The organism is Prosthecobacter sp., assembly GCF_049294395.1.
Classification (GTDB): domain Bacteria; phylum Verrucomicrobiota; class Verrucomicrobiia; order Verrucomicrobiales; family Verrucomicrobiaceae; genus Prosthecobacter.
This window is the reverse complement of record NZ_JBAQCR010000345.1, coordinates 1-22,743: the sequence shown is the minus strand read 5'-3', so window position 1 is coordinate 22,743 and position 22,743 is coordinate 1. Positions and strand designations below refer to the sequence as shown.

The following is a 22,743-nucleotide window of genomic DNA, read 5'->3' as shown; positions in this document are numbered from 1 at the left end:
CCCCAACCATGAGTGATACGACCGGCCAGCCCCCCAAATTCACCAACGCCCTCGCCAAGGAGCGCTCGCCCTACCTGCTGCAGCATGCCCACAATCCGGTGAACTGGCTGCCCTGGGGCGAGGAAGCATTCAAAAAAGCGAAGGCGGAAGACAAGCCCATCTTTCTCTCCTCCGGCTACTCGACCTGCCACTGGTGCCATGTGATGGAGCGTGAGTCGTTTGAGAACGAGGAGACGGCGAAGATCATCAATGACAACTTCATTCCCATCAAGGTGGACCGCGAGGAGCGGCCGGATGTGGACCTGACGTACATGACGTATGTGCAGGCGGCGAGCGGCCATGGCGGCTGGCCGATGAGCGTGTTTCTCACGCCGGAGCTGAAGCCGTTTTATGGCGGCACGTATTATCCGCCGGAGAACACGCCGGGACGCATCGGGTTTAAGAACTTGCTCAACGAACTGCACAAGGTGTGGACGGAGGACCGCAAGGGGATCGATGAGCGTGCGGCGCGTTCGGTGGAGAAGCTTCAGGACCATCTGGACAACGAAAACACCGCGCTGGATGAGATCAATCACGAGACGCTGGTGCAGAAGGCCTATGATGACCTCTCCGGCTCATTTGATTACCATGAGGGCGGTTTTGGCAGCGCACCGAAGTTCCCAAGGCCGACGTCGCTGAACATGCTGATGCGGGTGCATCGCATCCTGGCGGAGCGGAAGGGCAACGACCGCGAATCCGAAAGTAACTGGGCGATGGAGATGACGGTGAAAACGCTGCGCGGCATGGCGAATGGCGGCATGCGCGACCACATCGGCGGCGGATTTCATCGCTACAGCGTGGACGGCTACTGGCACATCCCGCACTACGAAAAGATGCTGTATGACCAGGCACAACTGCTCACAGCCTATACCGAGGCGTGGCAGCTCTCCCAGAATGTGCTGTTTGAAAACATCGTGCGCAGCACCGTGGCGTATGTGAAGCGCGACCTCCGGCAGAAGGATGGCGGATTCTTCTCAGCTGAAGATGCGGATAGTCTGGCAAGTGCCGATGCGGAGCACAAAACCGAGGGGGCATTTTATGTGTGGAAGGCTGCCGAGATCGACGAGCTGCTGGGCAAGGAAAACGGCAGCATCTTCCGCTATGCCTATGGTGCACGCCGCGATGGCAATGCGCGGCCGGAAAGCGATCCGCATGGCGAGCTCAAGGGGCTGAACACTTTGTATCGCGCCATTTCCTTCAAGAAGACCGCCGAGTTTTTCAAGAAGACGCCGGAAGAGGTTAAAGCAATCATCGATCAAGGCATTGCCACGCTGTTTGAAGCGCGTGCGAAGCGCCCGCGTCCGCATCTGGATGACAAGGTCATCGCCGCGTGGAACGGGCTCATGATCTCCGGACTCGCACGGGCTGGGGCGGCGTTTGGGGATGCCGAGATGATCAAGCTCTCAGCGGATGCCGCGCAGTTCCTGCATGACCAGCTTTGCACGACGCCCGGTAAAGAGCTGCACCGCTCCTGGCGTGAAGGGGAGCGCGGCCCGAGAGCCTTTGCGATTGATTACGCCTGCCTGATTCACGGGCTCATTGATCTCTATCAGGCCTCGTTTGAGGTGAAGTGGCTGCAGTGGGCCACGGCTTTGCAGACCGAGATGGACGCGCTGTTTCTCGACACGAAAAACGGCGGGTATTACAGCGTGCACACGGACATGCCGAACAGCGTTCTGCGCATCAAGGAGGACTATGATGGTGCCGAGCCGTCACCGAACTCCCTCGCCGCTCTCAACCTCGTGCGCCTCAGCGCGCTGCTGGCCAAGGACGAGTGGAAGAAGCAGGCCGAGAAGATTTTCGCGCTCTTTGGCTCGACGCTGCAGAGCAGTCCGTCGTCGGTGCCGGTGATGGCCATCGCGTTTGACATGCATCATCGCGGCAAGCAGCAGATTGTTCTGGCGGGGGATGTGAGCAGCGCGGCGTTCAAGGCGCTGGCCGCAAACGTGCAGCGGCGGTTTCTGCCTACGGCGGTGATTCTCTGTGCGGACGGGGGAGCCGGTCAGCAATGGCTGGCCACGCACAATGAAGTGCTTAGCGGCATGAAGCCGGTGAATGGTCAGCCTGCGGCGTATGTGTGCCAGAATTTTACGTGTCAGGCGCCGGTGACGACGGTGGAGGGGTTGGAGAAGGTGCTGGGGAAGTGAGCGCCAATTATGGGTTTCTCATCGATGATCTGGAGACAAACAGACCTGCGTTTGGCATAGGATGACCGCGTATGAAGCCGCTTCACTCGCTCCTTTTGGTCTGCGTTATCCTCATTGGCTGTAAAAATCATTCCACCCTATCGTCGGAGAATGCTGAATCATCCACGGGTATGGACTATCCGATGGCCGAGTCCCGGGAGCAATCCGACCGCCGCCTGAAACATGAACGCGAGATCGATGATCGCTACGAAGCCGAATATGCCGAAAAATACAAACCATGGCGCTGTGACCGAAGCGAACTGCCTATCGTCAAAACTTTCGATGTTAAGAACAGCACCTCCGTGCTGGCTCTTAATCATACACTGCATCTAAGGCTTCGCTTCGGCAAATGGCTCGATCCAGAGAAGGACTGGCGTGATTTCCGTTCCGAAACGCGTTATGTTTTATTCACCCCGCCCGCGAAAAAATTGGGAGAAGCGGAGGGAAAGCTGTCCGACGGAGGTCAGGGAACGCAAGATCCGATTGGAACGTTACATGTGCGATTCACGCCCGACAGCCTGTGTGTAGAAATGGATGAGGAGTTCTCAGGAGTGGGCGAGAGCTTCCGTCAGATTGTCTTTCTGCCAAAGTCTGGCTCTCCTCTCGATGCCAATGGGGTTCCAAGACGATGGCAGACCTATCACTTGGAATTGCCAATGCGTCAGGCAATGTGGGAAAATAGCCATCCAGGCAGAATCCACGGAGTATCGCATGGCAAAATCTACGTGGAAGTTGACGACAATTTCTATGCGTTTCCCGTGGAAAAATTCGCTGCGACCGACCTTCGTTTCCAGGCGGGCTGACCGGCCTGCAATTAAAGACACAAGAGACATGATTCCCCTGCGCATTCTTTAAACAAACTTCCTCGCCCGGTTGCCAGTGAGGGGCGTATCGTTACTCTCGCGCCCCCATGTCTCGTGTTGCCAAAAAAACTGCCGCCCGGAAGTCTCTCAACGATGTCATTCGCATTCGTGGGGCGAGGCAGAACAATTTGAAGGGGATTGATCTCGATCTGCCGCTGGGGAAGCTGAATGTGATCACGGGGCCGAGCGGCTCAGGGAAGTCGTCGCTGGCGTTTGATACGATCTATGCGGAAGGGCAGCGACGGTATGTGGAGACGTTTTCTCCGTACACACGGCAGTTCTTTGAGCGGATGGACAAGCCGAAGGTGGACTCCATCGAGGGTATCCCGCCGGCGATCGCCATCGAGCAGGTGAACAACATGCGCAGCACGCGCTCGACGGTGGGGACGATCACGGAGATCAATGATTATCTCAAGATGCTGTTCCCACGACTGGCGGAGGCGACGTGCCCTTCCTGCCACCGGCCGGTGCGGCCGGAGTCGCCGGAGAGCATTCTCAATGAGCTGCTGAACGCGCATGCGGGGAAACAGGCGCTGATTCTGTTTCCTGTGCCAGTCCCGAAGAACACGGTGACGGAGGACTTTGCGGCGTTTCTGCAAGCGCAGGGCTTTCTGCGGGTTTGGCTGTATGGGAACGTGATTCGTCTGGATGAGGCGGACGCACTCAAGGGCCGCAAACTGCCGGCTCAGGTGATGGTGGTGCAAGACCGTGTGGTGCTGGAAGCGAAGCAGCGGGCGCGTGTGAGCGAGGCTCTGGAAGCAGCGCTGCGCTATGGCAAGGGGAAGGTGGCAGCGAGCATCGACGATGAGACACTGCATTTTTCCACGGACTGGTCCTGCGCGGACTGCGGCATCACGCTGCCGGCTCCGACGCCGGGGCTGTTCAGTTTTAACAGTCCGATAGGCGCGTGTCCGACCTGTCGTGGCTTTGGCCGCACGCTGGGGCTGGACATGGGCAAGGCGATCCCGGATGAGTCGCTGAGCATCAATCAAGGTCTGGTGCGTCCGTTTCAGGGCAGCACGTATGGCGAATCGCAGCTCGACCTGGAAAAGGCGGCGCGGAAGCGCGGCGTGGACATTCACAAACCGTTTGAGGATTATTCGACGGAAGATCGCAAGTGGCTCATTGAGGGCACGCGGGATGATCCTGAAGACGCGTACAATCGCGGTGAGTGGTACGGCGTTCGCGGCTTTTTCAAATGGCAGGAATCGCGCAGCTACAAGATGCATGTGCGCGTGTTTCTGAGCCGCTACCGGGCCTACACGGAGTGTGCAGACTGCGGCGGCGGGCGATTGAAAAAGGAGGCATACAACTTCCGCATCGGCACGCACACCATCGCGGATCTCTCGCGGCTGCCGGTGGATGAGCTGCACCCGCTGGTGCAGTCGTGGCCGATCAAGGCGAGTGATCATGTGGCGACGATGCTGCGAGGTGAAATCGCCAGCCGCATCAGCTACATGGATCGTGCGGGCTTGGGGTATCTGAATCTGGACCGGCAGACGCGCACGCTGAGCGGTGGTGAGTTGCAGCGGGTGAATCTCACAACGTGTCTCGGGGCCTCGCTGGTGAACACGCTGTTTGTACTGGATGAGCCGAGCATCGGGCTGCATCCGCGCGACATCGGACGTCTCATTGGCGTGATGGAAGGGCTGCGCGACAAAGGCAACACGCTACTGGTCGTGGAGCACGAAGAAGCGGTGATGCGAAGCGCGGACAACCTCATCGACATCGGGCCGGGACGCGGTGAGAAAGGTGGCGAGCTGGTGTATAGCGGGCCGCTGGAGAAGCTGGGGGCGAAGGTGAAGTCGCTGACGGGGGATTATTTGTTTGGGAGGAAGAGCGTGCCCATTCCGGCGCAGCGGCGGTCTATCAAACGCGACAGCGTCCTGGAGTGCGCCGGTCCTCCGGCGCTTTCGAAAGCCTCGCGGTCCGCGAAAAGCTCCAGAGGACTGGAGCACTCCAAAACGCTCACGCGCGATGTCGCACGCTTTCTGAGCATCCGAGGCGCTCGGCAAAACAACCTCAAGAAGCTGGACGTGGACATTCCGCTTGGGGTTTTCTGCTGCATCACCGGCGTGAGCGGTTCGGGGAAATCGACGCTGGTGCATGATGTGCTGTACCGGAACCTGCAGCGGCTGCGCGGCGAGGTGTGTGAGGAAGAGCCGGGGCGTGTGAGCAAGATCACGGGCTGGGAGCAACTGCATGAAGTGGTGATGGTGGATCAGTCGCCGCTGGCACGTACACCGCGCTCGACACCGGCGGTGTTTCTGGGGGCGTTTGATCACATCCGCACACTTTTCTCCGAGACCGACGACGCGAAAGCGCAGGGCATCATGCCCGGCTTCTTCAGCTTCAATTCCGGCGAAGGGCGCTGCGAGCGCTGCGCGGGCAATGGCTTTGAAAAAATCGAGATGCAGTTCCTCAGCGATCTGTATGTCACCTGCCCCGAGTGCGAAGGGAAGCGCTACCAGCCGCCGGCACTGAAGATTCTGCTGCATGGGCAGAGCATTCATGATGTACTGGGCATGACGGCGGAGGCTGCGGTGGAGTGGTTCAGCAGCCCGCTGTTTGAGTCGTCGAAGAAGGCGAAGCAGATTGTGGCGCAGCTGCATCTTTTGAATGAGGCCGGACTTGGCTACTTGAAGCTGGGGCAGCCGCTGAACACGCTTTCGGGCGGCGAGGCACAGCGTCTGAAGCTGATCGGGCATTTGATCGAAAACCCTGCGGGCTCAGCGGCAGGCAGTCTGCTGCTGCTGGATGAACCGACAACGGGTCTGCATTTTGATGACATCGCGCTGCTGGTGAAGCTGCTCCAGCGGCTCGTTGAAGAGGGGCACAGTTTGCTCGTCATCGAACACAATCTGGAAGTGATCAAATGCGCCGACTGGGTCATTGATCTCGGACCGGAAGGCGGAGAGGCGGGCGGAGGCTTGGTGATCGCTGGAACTCCTGAAGAGGTGGCTGAGTGTGCGGCTTCGCATACGGGACGTTATCTGCATGAGCTGCTTTCAGGCTCGAAGGGGCAGGCTGCGAGCCGTGTGGCGGAGACTCCGAGGAGAGAGCTCTCGCTGCCGCAGGAGACCAGCAACACCATCAGCATTCGCGGTGCGCGTGAGCACAATCTGAAAAACATCTCGGTGGAGATTCCGCGGGATGAGTTTGTGGTGGTGACGGGACTGAGCGGTTCAGGAAAGTCATCGCTGGCGTTTGACCTGATCTTTGCAGAAGGGCAGCGGCGCTTTCTGGACAGCATGTCTGTCTACGCACGGACGTTTGTGGAGCAGATGGAGAAGCCGGAGGTGGATCTCATCACAGGTGTGCCGCCGACGGTGGCGATCGAGCAGCGCATCTCGCGCGGCGGCGGCAAATCGACCGTCGCGACCGTGACGGAGGTTTATCACTTTTTCCGCCTGCTGTTTGCCAAGCTGGGCACGCAGTACTGCCCGACGTGCAATGTGCCGGTGAAGAAGCAGAGCGTGCAGGCCATTTTGAAAACGGTGCAGCAGCATCTACGCAGCGGTGGCGGGCATCTGCTGGCGCCGCTGATCAAGGCACGCAAAGGCTTCCACACGGACGTGGCGGAGCATGCAGGACGGCACGGCATCGAGACGCTGCTGGTCGACGGTGAGTTCCGCGACACGATGGGCTTCCAGAAACTGGAGCGTTTCAAGGAGCATACGATTGATGCGGTGATTGGCCGCGTGGCCAAGAGCGATGATGCCGAGAAGTTGCGGCCGCTGATCGAAGCGGCGCTGAAGATGGGCAAGGGCACGATCAAGCTGCGGCTGAATGACAAGACGATGCACGTGCTGAGCACGGAAATGAGCTGCCCGTCTTGCGGACTGTCATTTGAAGAACTGGACCCGCGTCTGTTCAGCTTCAACAGCCCGCATGGTTGGTGCAAGGACTGCCGTGGCTTTGGTCTCAAGGGCCATAAGACCGATCTGAGCGACCGGCAGCCAGATGTCTCGGTGCTGGAGGCGGAGCTCGAAGAGGAGCGACGTTTTGAAAGCGCGGATGATGAGGGTGAGAAGCCGCGTGAGGTGTGCCCAAGCTGTCAGGGCAGCCGCATCAATGAGATCGGTCGTGCGGTGCAACTGCAGGGCACGAAGATCCAGCAGTTCGCCGGATTGACGGCGGGAGATGCGGGCAAGCTGCTGTCGAAGTTTAAGTTTGAAGGCACGGAGGGCATCATCGCGCTCGACATCGTCAAGGAGATCGCGCAGCGCTTGAAGTTCATGCAGGAGGTGGGCCTGGGCTACCTCCAGCTGAATCGCAGCGCGGACACGCTCAGCGGTGGTGAGGCGCAGCGCATCCGCTTGTCGGCGCAGCTAGGCAGCAATCTGCGGGGCGTGCTGTATGTGCTGGATGAGCCGACCATTGGTCTGCATCCGCGCGACAACGAGAAGCTGCTCGACACGCTGATGGCGCTGCGGGACAAGGGCAACTCGCTGCTGGTGGTGGAGCACGATGATGAGACGATGAGGCGTGCAGACACGATCCTCGATCTGGGGCCGGGTGCGGGCAAATTTGGCGGGCAGATCGTGGCGCAGGGCACGATGGCGCAGATCTTGAAGAATAAGAACAGCGTCACGGGAGCGAGCTTGCGCACGCCGCTGAAGCATCCGGTGCGCGGTTCACGCAGGCCGCTGCCTGCGTTGAAAGCGAAGGAGGGCTGGCTGCGTGTGACCGGCGCGACGGCGAACAATTTGAAGAACATCGATGTGGCCATTCCTCTGGGGCGTCTGACGGTGCTGACGGGCGTGAGCGGCAGCGGCAAGAGCTCCTTCATGCATGGTGCGCTTTCGCCGGCAGTGCGTGAGAAGATCAGCAAGTCGAAGGCGAAGGTGGTGAAGGCCTGGAAGAGCATCAGCGGCTTTGAAAATTTGCAGACGGTGCATGAGGTGGATCAATCACCGATTGGCAAGACCAGTCGTTCATGCCCGGCGACGTATGTGGGGATTCTCGATGACATCCGCGCGCTGTTTGCGCAGGTGCCGCTGGCGCGCACGCGTGGCTACACGGCAAGCCGTTTCTCCTTCAACACCGAAGGCGGCCGCTGCGAGACCTGCGGTGGCAATGGCGAGATCAAGGTGGAAATGGCCTTCCTGCCGACCACCCGCGTGCATTGCGAGGCCTGCAACGGCCTGCGCTTCAATTCATCCACGCTGGAGATCGAATACAACGGCAAGCACATCGGCGATGTGCTGCGCATGAGCATCACCGAAGCGGCGGAGTTCTTTGCGCCGGTGCAGAAGATTGCCCGGCCGCTCAAGCTGCTGGCTGACACGGGCCTGGGCTATTTGCAGCTCGGGCAGCCCAGCCCCACGCTGAGCGGTGGCGAGGCACAGCGCATCAAGCTGGTGACCGAACTTCGCAGTGGCGATGGCCGCACGAACAAGGAGCGGCTCAAAGGAATCACCGTGGCTGGGAAGCGTAATTTGTATCTGATTGAGGAGCCGACGATTGGTCTGCACATGCAGGACGTGGCGCGCTTGATCGATGTGCTGCACCGACTGGTGGATGAAGGCCACACCGTGGTGGTCATTGAGCATCATCCAGATGTTTATGCGGAAGCAGATTTCCTCATCGACATCGGGCCTGAAGCTGGGCCGGAGGGTGGAAAGCTTGTCGCGGCGGGAACGCCGGAGCAGGTGAAGAAGTGCAAGGGGAGCGAGACGGCGCGGTTTTTGTGATGACTTGTGCACGGTAAGAATCATACAGCCGCGAGAGCGTTTTGGAGTGCTCCAGCCCTCTGGAGCTTTTCGCGAGCCTGAGGACGTTCGAAAGCGCCGGAGGTCCGGCGCACTCCAGGACGCTGTCGCGCTGAAAGAGCTGCACCGTGCTGAGCGACATTCAGCGCACAGTCGATGTCCTTGAGCTGCTGCTTTTCGAACAGTTTCTGTTCAGAAGAGAGCGCTTCGGGGGGGGGGGCAAAGTCAGCGTGGTCATGACACAGCTTTTGCCTTCCAATGCGTATTCGCAAGGTCGTGCTCCTTGCATTCCCAGCGCTCCCACCTTTGATTACGGTCTAACTTTGAACTGAAAGACACATCATGGGCGCACAATGGAAACAGAAATGGCGAGAAATGGCCGCAGACCAGAAGGGGAAGATCACGGGCAAGCTGGTGCGTGAAATCCAGGTGGCGGCGAAGCTGGGCGGGCCGCACCCGGAGTACAATGCCCGACTGGCGGCGGCGGTGGCGGTCGCGAAAAAGCAAAGTGTGACGCGGGAAACGATCGAACGTGCGATCGCGAAGGGCTCGGGCACCGGGCCGGATGCTGTGCAGTATGAAACGACGACGTATGAGGGCTTCACGCCGCACCGGGTGCCGGTGATCGTGGAATGCCTGACGGACAACAACAATCGTACGGCCTCGGACATCAAGGTGCTGTTCCGTGCAGGCACCATGAGCAAGGTGATGTGGATGTTTGACCATGTGGGCCTGATCGAGGCGCACCATGCGGACAAGTCTTTGGACATCGAGGAGGCTGCGCTGAATGCTGAAGCGGAGAATGTGGAGCCGATGGAGGTCGAGGATGAAGAAGCGGCAGGCCACATCGGCGCGCGGTTTTTCACGCAGACGACGACCCTGGATGCAGTGACGAAGGCGCTGAAGGCGGCGGGCTGGGTGGTAACGACCTCTGAAATGAGCTACGTGCCGAAGGAATACCCGGAGCTGACCGATGAGCAGCGCGAAGAAGTGACGAATTTCCTGCAAACATTGGATGGACATGATGATGTGCACCGGGTTTACGCTGCGCTGAAATGACGAATGAATGCCAAAGATCGAAGCATGAATGGCGACGGCTCATGAGGCGTCGATTTCGGGCTTCGTCCTGCGTCATTTTGATTTCGTCATTATTGCTGCCCGGATCACTGCTCCTGTGCGGCTGCGGGAAGAAAAAGGCCGCCACAAAGCCCAAGGCCGAAGCTCCGGTGGTGGTGATGCCCACGCTGCTGACGGAGGCTGACCGGCTGGGGCTGGCAGGCCGCGTGCCGGTGGATGTGGAGTTTTGCGTGAGCAGCGTGCAGTTGAAGAAACATGTGGAGGCGCTTAAGGCCTCGCGCTGGTGGGGGCAGATGATGGCGTTTTTGGAAGACAAGGCGCCGACTCCTGACAAGACGAACAGCGTGACGGTGGATGAGGCGTTTGTCGCCTTTGGCAAAGACAGCGTGAAGAGCCTGGTGCTGCTGCGGCAGTTGAACGATCTGTACAACGAGACGGCGTATCGCGGCATGATGAGCGGCGGGGTGCTGGCGGGTCTGGGGACGAGTTTTGATGCGAAGAAGCTGATGGAGGCCGCGCTGCGCGACCCCGATGTACTGGAAGCGCTGATCTTGCTGCTGGAGCGCTTTGAAATGCCGCCGGTGATGATCGGCGTGGCATCACCGGAGCCGGAGCAGGTGCTGAAACGGATGAGCGACATGCTGCATCTGGCGGACTGGCTGGGTGATGCGCCGCAGTCGCGCATCGTGACGGCGCAGGGGGAAAAGATCACAGTGAATGAGATCGCGATGGACCAGGTGCTGACGACGGAGCGGCGGCGTCAGTGGCTGGAGTTGCTGGCGCAGGCCGTGCCGGGGATCACACCAGAAATGAAGGACCGGATGGCGCGTGGTCTGGAAGTGCTGGCGCGCAAAAAGTGGGTGCTGGCTCTGGGCCTGGGCACTCAGCGTGCGTACGTGGCGGTGGGGAAATCGAAGGATCAGATCCGGCTGGCCAACTCGGTGGAAGAATCGCTGCTGGCGCGGCCGGAGCTGCGCACGCTGGATGCGCATGCGCTCAAGGGCCTGGGTTTGATCGCGTGCTGGGACGGCGTGTTCTTGGACGTGCTGCAATCGGACCACCCGTTTCAGCCCATCGTGCGCGGAGTGATGGCGGGCTTGCAGCGGGAGAAGATTTTTTCAGGCGTGGCACGTGCCCTGGAGCCGCAGGTGGTCGAGCTGGCAGCAGCGGAGCGCGCTTATTACCGCAACGAGCACACAAACGGCGCGGCCGTGGCATGGTGGGACGGCGGAGTGCAGATGGAAATGGCCGGCGGGAACTCGGCGGCGGAAACCGCAGAGCTGGCGAAGGCATCGCAATTCTCGGCGTTGCTGGATGAACCGGAGCTGGTGCTTGGCGTGAGCGGGCAGGGGTCGGACGCTGGAACGGGAAGAGCTTACTTTGAAGCGTGGATGCGTGCGATGCATGCGACGGCGCATGAACTGGTCAAGGCGGGTGTGGGCGGGGAGCAGTCTGCACAGATGTTCAAGCTGGCGGATCTGGCGGTGCTGCCAAGCGTCATCGCCGTGTATGACGGCACGAAAACGATCTGGCAGAAGGCGCTGAGCGGGGACGGGGCTTTCATCCTCGACATCGGCGGGAAGATGCCGCTGCTGCCGGGCCTGCCACCGGGAGGTGAAGCGGTGCCGGTCCCACGCTTTGCCAGTGTGCATGAGATCAAGAACCGTCCGTTGATCGGAGTGTCCTGGGATAACATGGAGACGGCGCTGCAGACGTTGCTGAAAAACGTGCCTTCACCGCAACCGATCGAGCTGCCGAAAGTGGTGGTGAAGCGGAGTGGTGAGCTGACGAGCTACAGCTATGAGCTGCCGTTTGATTCGAGAGAGCTGGGGCCGTGTGCGTCGCTGAATGATCGACTCTTCATGCTTGGCACATCACGTGTGCAGCAGAGTCATTTGGCCGAAGTACTCAAGCAGCCGAACGCGAGTCCTGCCAAGGGAATGCGGGTGAAGCTGAGCATCACCAAGCTGCGGGAGTTTCTGAAGGCGTTTGCGACGGTGCGGGCGCAGAGCGGAGGCGCAGGGGAATTGAAGGCGGCATTGAAATGGCTGGAGCCTTTTGAGGAGCTGGACCTGCGGCGGTGGAGCGAAGATGGAGTGAGCAAGGGACGCATGTCGTGGAAGATGCACGATGTGCTGAGCTATGACTGAGGCAAGGCTGCTGGCACGACCTGCGAAAACGGCAGCTGCGTTCGTTCCTCACTCCGCAACCGCAGTCCAAATGGGAGCATCCCAGCTAGATGCGGAAATCACTTCGAGGACGAAGTCACCGGCGCTGGCTCGGGCTGAGGACGCCAGGTGAGCATTCCTTTTTCATTCATGACATAAAGGACGGGGATGGACTTGCCCTGCGGACCATCGGGGAGGAGCCGGCCTTCGGCGTCGAAGTTGGCGATGCGGGAGTCGGCGTAGCGGATCCAGCCTTTGAGTGCGCCGGAGTCGGGATCGTAGCGATAGACATCGCGCCACTGCTTGAGTGTGGTGAGGCGCGGGCTGACGTAGGCGGGTGCGGTGGAACGATCAAGAATGTCGGGGAAGAGTACCTGGCTGAGGAGGGTGAGGTTCAGGCCACGCAGCATGTAGCGCTCGCCGAGAGAAAGCTTTTCCGGCGGGGACATGGTGTCGATCTGCCCGGAGGCCTGCTCGACGAGAACGCCCTGCATGATGAGGTGGTGAAGCTCTGCGCGGACATCGGCGACGGCGGTGGATTTGGGCGAAGCGGCTGCGAGTGCATCGAGCTCGCGCTGTGAGCCGAGGTAGAAGGGATGAAAGCTGGCGATGGCGGTGAGCACCTTGTCGATGGTGGCGCGCACGGTGAGATCGGATTTTTCCGCGACCTTTTTCTTCAAGGCGGAGCTGATGGCCTCGCCGAGTTTCGCGCGCAGCTGAGCGGCCTCGTCTTTGCGCTTGTCGGCGTTTTCGATGGCGGTGAAGGCATCGAGCAGGGGTTTGAGCACGACGTAATGCTGCTGCAGACCGCCGCGTTCGTCAGGCGTGAGAATTTGATCGAGCAACCGGCTGCGGAGGTTGGTGTCCTTCATGCTGAAGGCGAGGAGGATCTTCACCCAGCGGGGGTCGGTTTCCGTGACGGGCAGACCGAAGTCTGGATTGTGAGTTTGGTAGTGGATTTCAGAGACACGGCCCTTCTCATCGTAGAAGTGCATCTCGTTGGGCAGCATGTAGAAGCTGATGATGGCAGGGGCGCTGATGCTGGAGCCGTTGTCGGCGAAGATGCCGATGTCGATACGATGGCTGCGGATGCCGGTGGCGGTGATCACGGGCGGCTCCCAGCGGATGCGGAGGCGCATCACATCGCCGCCGGGTTCGGACTCGATGTGGACGAAGCGCGGATCCCCCTGCAGCACGACGGCGCGCATTTGCAGCGGGGCTTTGAAGAGGTTCATGGTTTTATCAAAACCGATGAGCATGCCGTGCTCGGCTTCATTGCCACGCAGGATGCGGGCGATGGATACAGGAGTGTCGGAGAGCTTCCAAGGATGAGGGTTGGCGAGCTCGAAGAAGTTCTTGCCGGGCTCGATCTTGGTTTCCTCGATGACACGCAGCAGCACGAGCGGCGGGATTTTCGCCGGCGTCATGTCATGGGCGATGCGCACCATTTTTTCCTCGTCGATCTGCGCGCCGTCGAAGACAGGCGGATGGGCTTTGCCGGTGAAGTAGTCCTCAGGTGTCTGCACCGCCGTGTTCGAGCGGCGAAAGATGGACTGCAGCGTGGGCATGAGCAGACGCTTTTCGATGAGGAGCTTCTGCGTGTCCGGCGGAAAGGCGGCGGTGGCGGAGAGCAGGGCCTTGAGGAAGGGCTGATCGGTGAAGGAGGAGCCCTGGGAGATAAGCAGGCAGGGGGTGTTCAGCGGCAGGAGATCGCCATAGCCACCGCCACCTTGTCCATTGGCACCGATGTCGTAGTCCTGGTGCTCAGGATAGATGAAGAGGTTGTTGGAGAGGTACTGCTTGGCGAGGAAAAGATTGCCCCCGGGGTCCATCGTGATGATCCGTGGCAGACAGCCCATCTGCGTGGCACCGGAGGCCATGGAGCAGTTGCCCAAGGTTGGCTGGGGGCGGACAAGCGTGGCGGCACCTTTTTCATTTTCGGCCCCTTTGAACACCTGCAGCTGCGGATACTGCGCGGTGTTCAGGGGCGAATGCTGGCCGTCGCGATTCTCGTACGTGATGGCCTGGAGCCCCGCCGCTGTGCCTTTGGCAAACCAGTCATTGAGCAGTTCGGCGACTTTGTCCGTGCGAGTGGTGACGGGCTGCGCGAGGACATCCGAAAGACCAAGCGTTAAAAACGCCAGGAGGCACAGGCAGGCCGTGGGTGGGATCAGCACACCGCATTGTCACGACAGCGCCGCTATTGGCAAAAGGAATATGCTACGCCGAAGGTTTAACCTTCGGGCGTTGCCAGCGGGAAACGCAGCTTGATCTCGGTGCCTTGGTCGGGATTGCCCCGGACAAAGAGCTGGCCGCGCATTTGATCGGCGAAGACCGCGAGGATTTTGAGGCCAAGGCCGCCGCCTTCACCGGGATGGAAGTCGGAGGGCAGGCCCACGCCATCGTCACTGATGACGAGTTCGCCGCTGCCCTGGGTGTAGGTCAGCGTGGCGGTGATCAAGCCCTTGCGGCCATGCGGATAGGCATGCTCAAAGCAGTTCGAAAGCGCCTCATTGAGCGTGAGCGCGAGCGGCATGAGCCACTCCTGCTCTATGGGGCCTTCCTGCACTTCCAGATGCACCTTGATCTGGTCCGCCTTCACCTCATAACATTCACGCAGATGCGCGACGAGATCGCGCGAAAAATCGCTGAAGGTGTCACCCTTTCCAAGAGCGACCTGATACAAGTGCTGGTGCAGTGCGGCGATGGCACGCACGCGGTTCTGGCTGGAGCGCAGGGCATTGCGGGCATCCTGATCGCTCACCCCATTGATCTGCATGTTCAGCAGGCTGGAGATGATCTGGAGATGGTTCTTAATGCGATGATGCGTCTCGGTGAGCAGGAGCTTTTCGCGCTCGAGGTCAACCACCGGCCAGCGCTGGCTGGAAGGCGACACCACTTGGAAAGCCAGCGGGATGGCGGCTTTCAGGATCGCGGCAGGCAGCGGAGGAACGGCTGAATTTTCGACTTCGGCCGTGAAGTGGGCGCTGAGTTCAACCCCGCCCTCCTCAAGCACACGCACGCTGGTTTCCACTTCCCCGCGTTTGCCATTCCCGCCGAAAAACGGACGCTGAACGATGCTCTGAGGATGGGCTGCCTGTGCGGCGAGATCTGCAAAAAAGCCGGTGGCGTCTGAAGGGCGGAAAAACTGATGCAGCGGTCGGCCAATGGCGGCGGCGGCCTCGAGACTGAACAACTGCTGGGCGTGCACCGACCAGGTGCGCACACGGCCATTCGCATCCGTGGTGAGCAGGATGACGCTGGCCGGCCGGGAAGCTGCGGCAGGTGCCTGGGAAAAGGGTGCGGCGGAAAACGCTGGCTCTGCCAGGGGGGGGGCCACGGCTTCATGGACCTCCTGCAGGTAATGGATGGTGCAATGGGTTTCCCCCTGCGCATCTGGAACGGCCGCAAGGTGCAGGATGGCGTGCGAGAAAGAACCATCGATGCGCTTGATGCGAACTCCCAGCGCCTCCGCCTGACGTCCGCTGTTTTGCAGGGAGCGCAGAGCATCACGCCGCGCGGTGGCGCTGTCAGGATCCAGCCAGGCATCCAGCGGATAGCGCCGCAGCTCGGACTTGGCCTTGCCGAGAAGTTCTTCGGCATGCTGGTTCACCTCGAAGATGACGCCGGCCTTGTCCGTCATCACGATGGCGATGGGACTGCCCTGCATGAGCGTGCGGAGCTTGGCCTCCATGCTGCGGAGCTGCTCTTCATGACGGGTGTGCTCGGTGGCGTCCTGAATGCTGACGAGCAGTCCCCCGCCGGGCAGGGCAATGGGATGAAACTCTAGTTCTTTGAGCAGGCCGTCCGCCGTGGCCAGAGACACGGTGCGCGTCAACTGACGCCGCCAGACGCTTTCACGCCAGGCGAGCACGACCTGCGCGCGATGCTCCTCGGTGGAGCATGCGTGAGCCAGCCAGCTTTCGACGGTTTGATCCGCTTCGAGCGGACGCCCCAGCAGTTTGGCCAGACCTTCGTTCTGATACACTGGCATGCCGCGTTCATCCAAAACGAAGACTCCGCAGGGAATGCCTTCAAGATAGCTGCGCAGGCGGGACTCACGCCTGCCGAAGGCCTGCTGCGCTTCGGCGAGAGTGCGCAACTCCTGCCTTGCACGCGAAAGCTCGTTTTCCAAACGCTGCTGTGCGGCATCATCCACCGGCGCTGCCGCAGGAAGGGGAGGGGGAAGCACCATGGGCGCAGGAGGAGCCATGGGCGGAATGAAGCGAGGCACGATTTCCGCAGCTGGCGGAGCAGGAAAGCCCATCACCATGACCTGGCGTGGGGAATCATCCGCCCCTTTTCGTGCCAGAGCTGAAACCAGCCAGCGGGAAGGGACGGAAGGATCCGGGGAGGAATCCTTGTGCGTGGTGATATAAACCGGAACCGGTGAGTGAGCCAGCGCCACGCGGGTGAGTGCATCCAGCGTCTGCTGACGCAGGGCGCTGTAGTCCCGGCCTTCACCGAACACTTCCCAAAAGCAGGTGGTGCCCTCCTGGATGCCTTTGTCCAAGGTCAGATGCGCAGCGGCGACGTTGGCGCGCAGGATCGCTCCGTCCAGATTGAGGATCAGCATCGGAATGGAGCAGTCCAGCGGATCGGGCGTTTTCGCCACCGGCTGGGAGCTGTCTTGATCCTCCGAGGCAGGAGGTGATTTGACAGCATCCTCCCCTGTAGGTTGTGGCGAGCTGAATTTCTCGCAGGTGACCATCAGGCCGCCGACAGCGGCGTCACGCTTCTTGCGCCAGGGCCGCACTTCCCAGCGGTAGACCAGATGCTGGCCGTCAGGTCCGCTGAGTGAATCATGCTCGCTGCGGACGATGTGCCCCTGCAGGGCACGTTCATAGACCTGTCTCCAGCCGGGGTGCAGGCCGGGAAAAATTTCATACTGGCTCTTACCCACCAGCGGCTGCACCTGCTGCAGGCCGAATTCCGTGATCCACTGGCGGTTGGCCAGCATGTAGCGCATGCCACGATCAAACATGGCCATGGCCACCGGGGCGTTTTCCACCAGGACACCCAGCACCAGCTCCATGTCCTCCGATTCGTGTTTGGGGGCTTCTGGGCCGCCCTGAACTCCAGTGCGCGGGTCCTGGACCTCGTCACGCGCCTTCTCCAGAGGCGCGGACTGCGCCTTGGGGTGAATGACGTTTCTAAGGACCGAGGATGACATGTCGCGATTAGTTGAGAAAATTTGAAATTTAGGTTCTCCCAAGTTATCAGCAAGGCGAAAGTGCGAAGATTTGCGTCTCAGTTCAGCAATAAACGCGCCGGGAGGCAAGTTTGATCCTTAAGCCTGCTGAAATCATTCCCGGTGGTAGGGTTCCCCGCGAATAATAGTATAAGCACGATAGATCTGCTCCATCAGCATCACCCAGGCAATATCATGCTGCATGGTGAGGGTGGAAAGGGACCAGGCCATTTTGGCCTTGGCACGAAACTGCGGGGAGTGACCGTCCGCCCCCCCGATCACGAGGCAGATGCGTTTGCGGCCGGAAACCTCTTCGTTTTCGATCCATTTCGCCATCTCTACGCTGCGCAATTGCCTGCCGCGTTCGTCCAGCAGAATGCAAAGATCACCGGCACAAGCGGCCTCGATCTGCTTCTCCACCCGCTCCAGCGGAGCTTCTTTAATCACCACATGCTCGAAATGGCTGTAGTGCTGTAGTCTCTTCCAATAGAGCTCCACAGCCTCTTTAACCCACGGGTGACCGGGCTTTCCAACAGTGATGATGCGCCATTGCATGAGGTCAAAAGCGCACATCTCAGCGAGATATACAAGGCAGGCATGATATTATTGTTATTTTAATAAAGATGGATTTTGTTGCGCAGCATTACCATCCTTGTTGTTGCATAATTTAAAAAGATCGTTAAAATGAGAATGCCACTTTAAAATTAACCGTCGCCACGCCTATGTCCAAAGCACCTCATTCCCCGGTTCATCTCGTCGCAACAAGTGTTGTGACGCTCATGCTGGCATCCTGTGCCGTTCCTCCCCGTGAGGCATGGCAGGCGATCCAGAGTCGTGGGCTCATCACCTACTACATGGGACACGAAAGTCGTCCGCTTGGAGCCACCAATGGATCACCGACGCTGGCAAAAAGCACGACGCCAGTGCAGACGCCCAGCCCGATCGTGGGTCCTGATCGTCCCGCGACACCACCTCCTGCGATGCTGAATGCATCCACGATGCCTGTGGCGCAGGCAGTGCCAGACCTCCCCGGCTATGTTCGCACTCCCTTCACCAATCCACCACGCCTGGTGGATGTGCGCGGAATGTCTGCTGGCTCCAAAGTGGTGTGCCCTTACACGCAGCGTCCCTTTCTGGTTCCGGGCAGCGTGACCGCCGCCCCATCCAACGTCGCGGCGAATCGTCCAAAGACACCTGCAGCGCCCGAGCGCCCACGCACCACACCTGTGGCACCTAACAGCAACGTGGCCGCCATGACCACGACAGCGCCCTCCGCCCCATCGGTGGCACCGACAACTCCCGCCGCCCCAGTGGCCGAGCTGCCTTACGGTTCCCCTATCGCCGGACGCCCTGGCTTCGTGAACAGCCCGTTTGCCGCCAAGCATCAGCTGGTGGATGTGACCGGCCTTCCCGTGGGCATGGAAGTCAAGTGCCCCTACACCGGCAAGCTCTTCCGCGTGCCGCCGCAGTAGCATTCGCTGCTACAAGCAGTCGTTCAATACCTTTGCCCCGTCTGGATCGTCTCCAGACGGGGCTTTTCATTTTCGTCTCCAAGGATCTCGGTTAATTTGCCTTCATGCCACAACATGCGATGATGAAAGCGTAATGGATTTACCTTCAGGCCTGCTGATCCTACCGGGCCGCACCTTCCTACATTTTCTAGTCTATCTCGGACAGCTCGCAGACTTGATGCGCGAGTTGACGATTGCTGTTCGTTCGGGCGTGTGGCGGCTCAAGCTGGTGGCGCAGCAGATCGTGGCCATCGGCTATGGCTCACAGGCGGTGGTGATTGTGACCGGTGCCTTCACCGGTGCGGTGTTCACCTTTCAAAGTTACGCCAAGTTCAAGGACTTCGGCTTTGAAACCACCGTGGGCGCCGTGGTTTCCGTGGCGCTCTGCCGTGAGCTGGGGCCGGTGCTGGCCGGGCTGATGGTGGCAGGCCGCGTAGGCGCTGCCATGGCGGCTGACATTGGCACCATGAAAGTCACCGAACAGGTGGACGCCCTGCGCGTGATGGGCGTGCATCCGGTCGATTTCCTCGTCCTGCCACGTTTCCTGGCGATGATGATCTCCATGCCCTTCCTGGTGGCAGAAAGCATTTCCTTCGGCCTGTTCGCCTCCTACCTGGTGACGAGCTTCGGCTATGACATGCCCTCCGCATGGTACCTCACCCACATGCTCGATCACACGAACATGGAGGATCTCAGCATCGGCATGATCAAAGGCTTCGTGTTTGGCATGCTGATCACTTTGATTTCATGCCATCAGGGATTGTCCGCTGAAAACGGCGCAGTCGGCGTCGGTCTGGGAACCACCCGTGCGGTGGTCATCTCCTCGCTCGTGCTGCTCATCGTCAATTTCTTCCTCTCCATCCTGCTCAACTACGTCTTCCCCATCGGCACTGTCTAAGTCATGGCTGAACCAACCACCGGCACGACTCCAGCCTCCGCCCCTGCCTCTGACAACGGCAGCCCGCATGCTTTCATTGAGTTGAAAAACGTCTGCAAACGCTTTGGCAGCCAGCAGGTGCTGCTGAACATCAACCTCACGCTCAAGCATGGTGAGACGCTTTGCATCATCGGCCCCAGCGGTGAGGGCAAGACGGTGACTCTGAAACACATCATCGGCCTGATCAAACCGGACAGCGGGGAGATCTACGTGGATGGCGTTCATGTGAACCGTTTGAAGGAACGTGAGATGGCCCCCATCCGGAAGAAGGTGAGCATGCTCTTCCAGGGCGCCGCCCTCTTCGACAATCTCACGGTCGAGCAAAACGTGGCCTTCCCGCTTCTGGAGCACGGTGTGCGCGACCGGGCGGAAATCGACCGCCGCGTGCGTGAAGCCCTGCAGGCCGTGGATCTGGACGAGCACCGGCATAAATTCCCGACCGCTCTTTCCGGGGGCATGCGCAAACGCACGGGCATCGCGCGTGCGATCATCGACCACAGCGAGTGCATCCTGTATGACGAGCCCAACTCCGGTCTCGATCCCATCGGCGCCGACGTCATCGACCAGATGATTTTGCGCATGCAGCGCCGCTACAAAATCACGTCCATCATCGTCACCCACGACATGCGCAGCGTCTTCAAGATCGCCGACCGTGTGGCCATGCTCTACCGTGGCCAGATCCGTTTTCTGGGAACTCCCACGGAACTGCGTGCGTCCACCGATCAAGTCGTGCAGGACTTTATCAACGGCCATTCCGACATCACCGGTTGAACCCGCCCTTTTTCACCCTCATTCTTCCCATCTCATGATCGACAGCGATAAAAAAACCGAAATGCTCGTCGGACTCTTTCTGTTCGTCGGACTGCTTCTGCTCGGTGGCCTCATTCTGATGTTCGGACGCGTGCGCGAAGTGTTCAAGGACACCTACCATCTGCAGGTGTCCTTTCCAAACGCCTCCGGCATCAAGGAAGGATCGCCCGTGTTCCTCGGTGGCTCGCGCGTGGGCAAGGTGGACAAAAAACCGCAGCTCAACGAAACCTTCACCGGAGTGATTCTTGATCTGGAACTCTTCAGAGACGTCATGATCCCCGCTGATGCGACCTTTGGCATCGGTTCAGCCGGTCTGATGGGAGATGCGCTGGTGGAAATCAAACCCACCGGCAAACAAACGGATGTGTTTCTGCCGCATGATTATGACAAGATCATCGAAGGTGAAAAAGGCGGCGGCCTGAACGACCTGCAGAGCCAGGCGGAGAAGGTCGGCAAAAAAGTCGATGTGGTGCTGGATGACGTGCGCGTCGCTCTCAAAGATGTCCAGTCGGCCATGGGCAAGGTGAACAAAGAGGCTCTCTCCGATGCCACGATTCTCAATTTCAAGGAGGGCATGGAGCACCTCAACAACACACTCAAGCGTGTGGATGACAAGGTGCTGGGCGAGGAAAACGCACAGACCCTGAAGACCGCGCTCGCGGAGCTCAAGGACGCCGCCACCAGTTTCAAAGGCGCGGCCAAAAACATGGAGGAGTCGAGCAAAAAACTCGGCCCCATGTTTGACAAACTCGACCCCGCCATCGCCAAGGCTGACAAGCTGATGGCGACTGCCGATGAATCCCTGCAGTCGATCAAAAAGGCCGCCGACACATTTGCGGTGGTCGGTGCCAACATTTCCTCCGGTAAAGGTCTGCTGGGAGCGCTGATGCATGACCAGCGTTTGATGACCGACTTCCGTGACTTGATTTACAACTTCAAGGTCAACGGTCCGCTTTGGTACAAGGACACGGCGGAAAGACTCCGTGCCGAGGAGGCGAAAAAGCATCTCGAAGAATCTCCGCCGAAACGCGGCATTTTCCGCTGAGCCTGTGAGGGTGCCGGCTCATGCCAGCACGGCATGCAGCATGCCTTCGTCCTCGCGGCATTCGGCCAGGATCAGCGCGCGCAGGCGGCGCTTCGCACGGTGAAGAGCAGTGCGCAGTGCGCCACTCTGCGGACGTGCGACACGGCAGCCTTTGACGATGTTTTCCTCAAGGCGGTCCCAGATTTCGCCACGACCCTGAGCGTGAAGTTCGAGGTTAAATGAATGCAGTGCGCGCTCGATCACGCCCCTGGCCCACTCACGGTCCATTTCTCCATCGGGAGACGGACGCGAATCGACCAAGTCGATGTTGCCGCCGTTTTCATCGCTCAACGAGAAGCAGACCACGCCACCTCCACGGCGCTGCCGTGTGCGGTGCTGCCAGCGCTTGATCAGGTGCGTGCGCAGGCGGGCAAAGAGGAAGGCCGCCTGCTCGCCATGATCCACGATGGCCGCGGCACGCTCGTGCTGGCCCTGGGCCACGAGTTTGGCAAACAGCTCCTGCACGGCGTCTTCGGCATCGTGAACCTCGCATCCGCGTGCCCGTGCAAAGGCGCAGAGCACGGGCCAGTGACGGCTGTAGAGCATTGAGGCTGCATTGAGGGCGGATGAATCCGTGGTGTGGCTGCTGGCGTGGTCTTCTCCAAGGTGCATGGCGGTGTGGGGTGGTTACCCATGCATTGGAGCAACGGCGCATGACACAGGGCTGCGGGCGGACATTAATAGGCGTTTATCTTCGTGCGCATCCTCGCTCCCCGCATGAGAGTCTGCGTGTTCACCTCCTTGCATGAGCGCCCCGGCCAACACCCGCAGCTTCCGCATCCGCCTGGCCCTGCAGACGATGATCGTCGCAGGGACGCTGGTGGCGGGCTTTGGTGCCGCCGCCTGGTGGTATGCCAGCCAGACGCTGGAACGCAGTGTGGATGACCGCATCATCGCTCCCGCTCAGCGGGTGTGGAACCGCATCGACCCCTACACGACGGATGATCAGTTCAAACTGATCTCCGACCTCGTCTTTGGCACTTCAGCAGAGCACAATGCCACCCACGCAGTGCTGGTGGTGCAGGAGCATGCGCAGGGCAAGACCCTCTTCGCCACGCCCAACGCCCCCAAAGATCAGAATGTGTACTTCCGCAGCTGTTTCCCGACGCAGGAGGAAATCGGGCGGGCGCCGCCAGTCGGGCCCCCTGGCGGAGGCCCCGGTC

The 22,743-nt window shown here is 60.0% G+C and carries 13 protein-coding genes and 1 pseudogene; 10 read left to right on the top strand and 4 right to left on the bottom strand.

From position 1 onward, the window contains the following. Positions 1 to 8: 8 nt before the first annotated feature. The 5 genes from WAW39_RS22830 to WAW39_RS22810 all read left to right on the top strand — a co-directional run bounded on the left by WAW39_RS22830 (position 9) and on the right by WAW39_RS22810 (position 12,029). Positions 9 to 2,186 (top strand): thioredoxin domain-containing protein, encoded by a 2,178-nt coding sequence (locus WAW39_RS22830; protein ID WP_422321467.1) that lies wholly within the window; start codon positions 9 to 11, stop codon positions 2,184 to 2,186. Between the two features lie 71 nt (positions 2,187 to 2,257). Further along, positions 2,258 to 3,028: a hypothetical protein gene (locus tag WAW39_RS22825; protein ID WP_422321466.1), complete on the top strand. Its 771-nt coding sequence runs from the start codon at positions 2,258 to 2,260 to the stop codon at positions 3,026 to 3,028. Positions 3,029 to 3,135: 107 nt separating this feature from the next. Continuing rightward, positions 3,136 to 8,784 (top strand): excinuclease ABC subunit UvrA, encoded by a 5,649-nt coding sequence (locus tag WAW39_RS22820; RefSeq protein ID WP_422321465.1) that lies wholly within the window; start codon positions 3,136 to 3,138, stop codon positions 8,782 to 8,784. 360 nt (positions 8,785 to 9,144) lie between these two features. Next, entirely contained in the window at positions 9,145 to 9,861 is a 717-nt protein-coding gene (locus WAW39_RS22815; protein ID WP_422321464.1) for a YebC/PmpR family DNA-binding transcriptional regulator, read from the top strand. Between the two features lie 41 nt (positions 9,862 to 9,902). After that, entirely contained in the window at positions 9,903 to 12,029 is a 2,127-nt protein-coding gene (locus tag WAW39_RS22810; RefSeq protein WP_422321463.1) for a hypothetical protein, read from the top strand. Between the two features lie 98 nt (positions 12,030 to 12,127). Here the strand turns inward: WAW39_RS22810 and WAW39_RS22805 are convergent, their stop codons facing one another. The 3 genes from WAW39_RS22805 to WAW39_RS22795 form a co-directional block, all read right to left on the bottom strand. Beyond that, a complete protein-coding gene (locus WAW39_RS22805) occupies positions 12,128 to 14,224 on the bottom strand; it encodes a hypothetical protein (RefSeq protein ID WP_422321462.1) in 2,097 nt (698 codons plus the stop codon). Between the two features lie 56 nt (positions 14,225 to 14,280). Continuing rightward, positions 14,281 to 17,220, bottom strand: coding sequence for a PAS domain-containing protein (locus WAW39_RS22800; protein ID WP_422321461.1), 2,940 nt, complete (start codon positions 17,218 to 17,220; stop codon positions 14,281 to 14,283). A 132-nt stretch (positions 17,221 to 17,352) separates the two neighbouring features. Then, complete coding sequence (locus tag WAW39_RS22795; protein WP_422321460.1) at positions 17,353 to 17,793, bottom strand: 23S rRNA (pseudouridine(1915)-N(3))-methyltransferase RlmH; 441 nt, start codon at positions 17,791 to 17,793, stop codon at positions 17,353 to 17,355. Between the two features lie 167 nt (positions 17,794 to 17,960). Between WAW39_RS22795 and WAW39_RS22790 the strand changes: the two genes are divergently transcribed. From WAW39_RS22790 to WAW39_RS22775, 4 genes are all read left to right on the top strand, one after another. Further along, positions 17,961 to 18,710, top strand: coding sequence for a hypothetical protein (locus WAW39_RS22790; protein WP_422321459.1), 750 nt, complete (start codon positions 17,961 to 17,963; stop codon positions 18,708 to 18,710). Between the two features lie 133 nt (positions 18,711 to 18,843). Further along, entirely contained in the window at positions 18,844 to 19,647 is an 804-nt protein-coding gene (locus WAW39_RS22785; protein WP_422321458.1) for an MlaE family ABC transporter permease, read from the top strand. A gap of 3 nt (positions 19,648 to 19,650) precedes the next feature. Further along, entirely contained in the window at positions 19,651 to 20,457 is an 807-nt protein-coding gene (locus WAW39_RS22780) for an ABC transporter ATP-binding protein (RefSeq protein ID WP_422321457.1), read from the top strand. A gap of 34 nt (positions 20,458 to 20,491) precedes the next feature. Continuing rightward, the gene (locus WAW39_RS22775) at positions 20,492 to 21,541 is read left to right on the top strand and encodes an MlaD family protein (RefSeq protein ID WP_422321456.1); all 1,050 of its coding nucleotides are present in this window, start codon (positions 20,492 to 20,494) and stop codon (positions 21,539 to 21,541) included. Positions 21,542 to 21,559: 18 nt separating this feature from the next. On the opposite strand, the gene WAW39_RS22770 is transcribed toward WAW39_RS22775, so the two are convergent. After that, positions 21,560 to 22,192 (bottom strand): RNA polymerase sigma factor, encoded by a 633-nt coding sequence (locus tag WAW39_RS22770; protein WP_422321455.1) that lies wholly within the window; start codon positions 22,190 to 22,192, stop codon positions 21,560 to 21,562. 133 nt (positions 22,193 to 22,325) lie between these two features. Here WAW39_RS22770 and WAW39_RS22765 point away from each other — a divergent pair. Continuing rightward, positions 22,326 to 22,743, top strand: a pseudogene (locus WAW39_RS22765) (hypothetical protein); the annotation flags it as partial.